The organism is Fusibacter tunisiensis, from assembly GCF_016908355.1.
Lineage (GTDB): Bacteria > Bacillota > Clostridia > Peptostreptococcales > Acidaminobacteraceae > Fusibacter_D > Fusibacter_D tunisiensis.
Window position 1 is genome coordinate 1 of record NZ_JAFBDT010000046.1, and the last position, 5,336, is coordinate 5,336.

The 5,336-nt window shown below is 38.1% G+C and carries 6 protein-coding genes; 4 read left to right on the top strand and 2 right to left on the bottom strand.

The window, feature by feature from the left end; translation table 11 throughout:
• Positions 1-89: 89 nt before the first annotated feature.
• A complete protein-coding gene (locus JOC49_RS12775; protein WP_204665426.1) occupies positions 90-809 on the bottom strand; it encodes a DUF6320 domain-containing protein in 720 nt (239 codons plus the stop codon).
• A 10-nt stretch (positions 810-819) separates the two neighbouring features.
• On the bottom strand, positions 820-2,076 hold the full coding sequence (locus JOC49_RS12780) for a hypothetical protein (RefSeq protein WP_204665427.1): 1,257 nt from the start codon (positions 2,074-2,076) through the stop codon (positions 820-822).
• A gap of 81 nt (positions 2,077-2,157) precedes the next feature.
• Here JOC49_RS12780 and JOC49_RS12785 point away from each other — a divergent pair, with 81 nt between their 5' ends.
• Genes JOC49_RS12785 through JOC49_RS12800 form a run of 4 tightly spaced genes read left to right on the top strand, consistent with a single transcriptional unit; the run spans position 2,158 to position 5,190 of the window.
• Positions 2,158-2,829, top strand: a complete 672-nt coding sequence (locus JOC49_RS12785) for an HAD family hydrolase (protein ID WP_204665428.1) — start codon at positions 2,158-2,160, stop codon at positions 2,827-2,829.
• Positions 2,830-2,844: 15 nt separating this feature from the next.
• The gene (locus tag JOC49_RS12790; protein WP_204665429.1) at positions 2,845-3,741 is read left to right on the top strand and encodes an ABC transporter substrate-binding protein; all 897 of its coding nucleotides are present in this window, start codon (positions 2,845-2,847) and stop codon (positions 3,739-3,741) included.
• On the top strand, positions 3,738-4,436 hold the full coding sequence (locus JOC49_RS12795) for an ABC transporter ATP-binding protein (RefSeq protein WP_204665430.1): 699 nt from the start codon (positions 3,738-3,740) through the stop codon (positions 4,434-4,436). The genes JOC49_RS12790 and JOC49_RS12795 overlap by 4 nt, the downstream gene beginning before the upstream one ends.
• Complete coding sequence (locus JOC49_RS12800) at positions 4,429-5,190, top strand: ABC transporter permease (RefSeq protein ID WP_204665431.1); 762 nt, start codon at positions 4,429-4,431, stop codon at positions 5,188-5,190. Before JOC49_RS12795 ends, JOC49_RS12800 begins: the two co-directional genes overlap by 8 nt.
• Positions 5,191-5,336: the final 146 nt, after the last annotated feature.

Sequence of the window (5,336 nt, forward strand, 5' to 3'; positions counted from 1 at the left end):
CCGTGGGGCACACGGGGATAGCTCGCTTATGCTGTAGCCATTAGGCTATTCGAACGAGAAGCCCCCACTTCTTAAGTGGTGGGAGTATGTCACATGTGAAACAATCGAATCAAGCGTTCTTTGATGTAGTCTGGCAGTTTAAAATAAAGACCGGACAACAAACCTGAAAAAGCGAGTAATGAAATGGACGATATTAGCGACCAACTGAGATATACTTTATTTTTGATGTTCAGGGAAATCACCAGTTCTATAAAAGGAAGAATCAGCGCTAAGGCGATGCAAATAAAAACTGGAATAAAAATATAGTGGTTTGCATTTTTGATTTTTTTATATCTTTTTGCAGTTAGAACAGCGATTAGAGTAGACAGAATAATCATAGGCATAGCGTATCGATGTGCCCATACCAAGTTACCGTCAAGGCTGTCCAGAATCAAGGTAACAATAAGGGCTGCAATCCCCATATAAAGTAGGACTCTATCGACGCGTTTGATGTATCCAAGCATTAGAAAAACAAGGATGTTAGAAGCGGCTAGACTTAACATGATAATTTTAAAAAGCGCCGTTTCACTTGAAGCTATAAAGTTTAGGGTCAAAGAAATGAGCATACCTGCAATCACAACAATAGTATAGGTGTAGAGAATTTTATTGCGTGTGGCGTAAGCTTGTTTTTCGTATGCATTCATAGCCTCTGGAAAGGCACTGTTTTCAATTTGTTTTTGCACCAACTCTTCTGGGATTTCATAATTACAAAGTGGACAAATAGGGACATGGGGTTCAAGTTCGACACCACATTTGCTACAATATGCCATGGCTAGCCTCCTATCGGAAATTCGTTTCAATTTTTACGTTTATACCTTCTTTGCGCAAGCGTTGAAAAAATAATTTTTCAATGATATGATTGTCAGTAAGTGAACCGAAAGTGATGGACATGTTGTTTTTATAAGTTGTAATGGTGGCTTTAAGGATATTGCCCTCACTTGGTGGTGGCAGTACGCTGAGACGACTCACTATTTGGTCATATGGTGGATCAAGTCCAATGTTTCCAAGATTCGAAATGCTACTTGTATAACTGCTTTCCCCATAATAATTGTAAATGATGGGGATGATTAAATTTTTAATTGCCAATGGTATTAAACGCACATGCCAAAAATCTTCATTTCGCACATTTCTTGCAATGTATTTCTTGAGATTTTTTTCCGTAATTGCAAGTCTAAAGTAACTGTCCAAATATTGAAGCAGTTCATTTCGGGTGTAAGTGCCCAGTCTGAGATCAATTTGTGGCGTGATGCTCACAAAAAAATTACGAAGTGTTTGTGACGGAAAGATACTTCTTAAGTTTACAGGTGTATTGATAATGATTGGTTTTTTTGGCAAAGTACCTGTTTCAATCACATAGTCCTGAATTGCCTCAAAAAATAGGCACAGCATCATTTTTGTTGGACTTGTTCCATATTGCTTGGAGAGTGTTTTAAAGGCTTTGGCGCTAATTATACCATCAATAACTCTATATTCTCCATTTTCTATCAGTTTAAAGGGAAAATGGTAGGCTTTTGGCACTTTTGAAGGAACAGGAATTTTTTTTTCGTAGTATCTACGAGATGCGTCTTCTGCAAATTCCAAAGGCATTGGATGTGAAGGCATCTCTAAATTATGAAGTCGCCTGTAGTAGTTTTTCACAAGCGTTTTCATAAACGCCATCACACCTGCACCATCCGCCATGGCGTGAGACATTTCAATGAGTATTCGATTGTTGTAATACATGACCTTATATGTCATGGGCTGATTGCCAGTGATGCTTAAAGATGTGCATGGATAAAAACGCTCTTTATGAACGCTAGGTACTTCTGATGTGTGTTCAAAATAAAACCAAAATAGGCCCTTTCTTAATTTAACGTTAAAAAGTGGAAAATCTGCAGCAGTATGGTTAAGAGCTTGTTGGAGCAGATTGTGATCTACTTTTTCTGTTAGGACCACTGTGAGTCGATAGACAGTAGACACGCGTGCAGTTGCAATGGAAGGGTAGAGCTTTCCGGCGTTGTCTAACTTATACCAGGGTGTATTCTCTCTTTTTTTCATGGATGCCCCCCGAATTCTATATATATTTTGTTATACCTCAAAAAAGAGGTACCGTCAAATCTATAGCACTGGAGGATTCAAATGAAACCAATTGTATTCTTTGATATTAATGGGACACTAATTGAACGCGATCAAAGGACGGATTTACCCTTTATAAAGGCAGTGGATGAACTTCTTGGGATGAAAAACACCATGAAAGGGATTGATACGGCTGCAAGAAGTGATCAAGATGTGTTCAGAGAGGCACTTTCAAAATCGGGTGTCATGTATACGGAAAAGTTATGGCTTAAATTTTTGACACTATATGAGACGCATTTAAATCAGTATGCACAGGATGATATTTGGAGACCCAATGTGGATGCGGTTGAATTTGTAGAAAGATTGTCTAAATTTAATGTAACATTGGCCCTGATTACAGGCGAATTAAGCATGGGCGCAGCTTATAAACTTAAAAAGATTGGTTTGTGGTCGTACTTTTTTACAGGCGGATTTGGAGAGGATGGGCTTACGAGGTTTGAAATTGCAGATGCTGCTCTTGAAAAAGTCAAAAAACAAACAGATGAAAAAATTCAATCTATTTGGGTGATTGGGGATACAGTTTTGGATATTAAAACAGCACGGCATCTGGGTGCAAAGGTAATTAGTATTGATACAGGTGCCAATACTGAAGCTGAACTAAAAGCAATGTACCCAGACCAATTGATTCACAAATTTTCAGAAATAGAATTAAAAACACTTATACATGACAGATAGAGAGGAAAAAAAAAGATGAGGAAATTGATAGGATTGATGGCGGTTGTTGTATTATTGGTTTCGGGATGTGGCACAAAGGAAAAACAAGCAGATGAACCATTAAAAATAGGTGTGATGCCAGCGGTTGATGCAGCACCCATATATGTGGCAGCAGAAAAAGGATATTTTAAAGACGAAGGGATTGATGTTGAAGTAACCCTGTTTACAAATGCACAGGATCGTCAAAGTGCACTTCAAACAGGTGGAATAGATGGCGGAATGTCAGATATGATTGCACTTATAACAAATGTACAAAGTGGATTTGAAATAAAAGGAACTACCATGACAGATGGAATGTTTCCGATTTTAAAACAGCCAGAATCAGGCGAGAGTGAAGTGGTGTCAGTTGCTGTGATGGAAGTCAGCGTGGCGAACTACTTGGCCGATTTGTGGCTGGGTGCCAATTATGACCTTGAAAAAGTTTATATCAACGAAATCCCAGCGCGACTTGAAATGATTAAAAGTGGAAACGTAGATATGGGTGTGTTTCCCGAGCCGATGGCCACTATGGGGGCGTTGAGTGGGTTAGAAAAAGTATTTTATAATTCGGATGAACCTTGTCCAGATATTTTTGTTTTTACGCAATCTGCAATTGACACAAAAAAAGAATCAATTAAAGCCTTTCATCGTGCACTTGACCGGGCGGTTATGGATTTACAATTAGATGATGGAATTGGGAGAGATTTATTAATTGAAAAATTAAACTTAAATTCAGAAATTAGAGATTTGATTGAGATGCCAGAGTATAAAAAAACCAATCTGCCAGATGACCAGTATGTTATAAAAATGATGAATTGGACAGCTCAAACAATTGGAAAAGAAATTAATTTGGATGTAGATGCTATTTTTGAAAGAGAGTTTGTGAACCCATGATATCTTTAGAAGGATTGAGCTATTCTTATGGCGAAAATTTGGCTTTAAATAAAATGAAATTGACGGTTGAAGCAGGAACTACTACCGCAATAATAGGGCCTTCAGGATGTGGAAAAACAACACTTTTATACCTTCTAGCTGGACTTTTACCCATGCCGGAGCCTTTTCTTAAACCGTCTGGAATTGTACTTCAAAACTATGGTCTTTTTCCTTGGAAAACGGTAAAGGCCAACATTGGGTTGGGATTGGACAGGGGTTTGGTAAAAAAATCTGAAATGAACGCGCGAACAGATGAAATGCTAGAGCTGTTGGGCATACAAGAAATTGCAAATCGATACCCCAATCAAATTAGTGGAGGACAACGTCAAAGAGCGGCAATTGCAAGAACGTTGATTTCCAACCCAGATATATTGCTTTTAGATGAGGCTTCATCAGCACTTGATGCCCTAAGTAAGGAGAAAATTCAGAACCTTTTGTTGGAATTGTTTAGAAAAAGACCGATGACGTTGGTATTTGTAACCCATAGTATTGAAGAAGCTGTTTTTTTAGGTCAGAAAATTGTGGTGATGCATCAGGGATCACTTTCAAAAGTAATTGAAAATTCAAATATGGGCATGAAGAATCATAGAGCATCTAAACAATTTTACGATACATGTTTGGCTGTTAGAACAGCTTTGGAGGCAGGGGATGACTAGTCAGTACTCAATTTCGCGCTTAATCCGAAAAATATACGGGCTTATTGCCATTTTTGGTTTGTGGACTTTGCTTGATTTTGCAGTTGATTCTTTAGTAATCCCCAATCCTATAATGACTTTAAAGTATTTTTTCGCCCATTTTACAAATGAAATTGGCATTCATTTAGTATACAGTTTTTATCGAATTGTGATGGCCATTTCAATTTCTCTTTTAATGGGTGTGCTGTTAGGGACGGTTATGGGAATGACCCGCTGGGGGGATCGGATTTTATCACCAATTGTGTATTTGGGATACCCTATTCCCAAAATTTCTTTTTTGCCAGTTTTTATGATTTTATTTGGACTGGGTGATGCTTCAAAGATTGGTTTAATTGTTTCTATAATTGTTTTTCAAATTATGATTGGTGTTCGTGACGGCATAAAAGAAATTCCAGATGAAGTATATTTGTCTGCGAAATCTTTGAAATTGTCCTATCAATCTCAGTTTGTTCATGTGGTGTTTCCCAGTATTCTTCCAAAACTGATTTCGGCGTTGAGAATAGGGATGGGAATTGCAATTTCTGCACTTTTTTTTGCAGAAAACTACGCCACCCAGTATGGTATTGGTTATTATATTATGAACAATTGGATTATGGTAGATTATACAGCGATGTTCTCAGGTATTATTGGAATCAGTCTGATGGGATATGTAATTTTCACAGGTATAGATTTTTTGGAAAAGAGGTTGTGCCCATGGCTTAATGCGGACCAGTAACAGCTGATGAAGCAGAAAACAATTACCCTCAAGGGACCCTTCTTAAAATCCCTTTTAACTAAAATAGCCGAGAAGTCCCCCGCCTCTAAGCCACCTTGCTCACGGAGTGAGAGTGCAGGTGGGGGATGAATCGGCTTGTTTTTGAC

Bases quoted from the DNA above. Each gene is read 5' to 3' on its own strand.
- JOC49_RS12790 (WP_204665429.1), top strand. From the start codon at position 2,845: ATGAGGAAATTGATAGGATTGATGGCGGTTGTTGTATTATTGGTTTCG.
- JOC49_RS12780 (WP_204665427.1), bottom strand. From the start codon at position 2,076: ATGAAAAAAAGAGAGAATACACCCTGGTATAAGTTAGACAACGCCGGA.
- JOC49_RS12800 (WP_204665431.1), top strand. From the start codon at position 4,429: ATGACTAGTCAGTACTCAATTTCGCGCTTAATCCGAAAAATATACGGG.
- JOC49_RS12775 (WP_204665426.1), bottom strand. From the start codon at position 809: ATGGCATATTGTAGCAAATGTGGTGTCGAACTTGAACCCCATGTCCCT.
- JOC49_RS12785 (WP_204665428.1), top strand. From the start codon at position 2,158: ATGAAACCAATTGTATTCTTTGATATTAATGGGACACTAATTGAACGC.
- JOC49_RS12795 (WP_204665430.1), top strand. From the start codon at position 3,738: ATGATATCTTTAGAAGGATTGAGCTATTCTTATGGCGAAAATTTGGCT.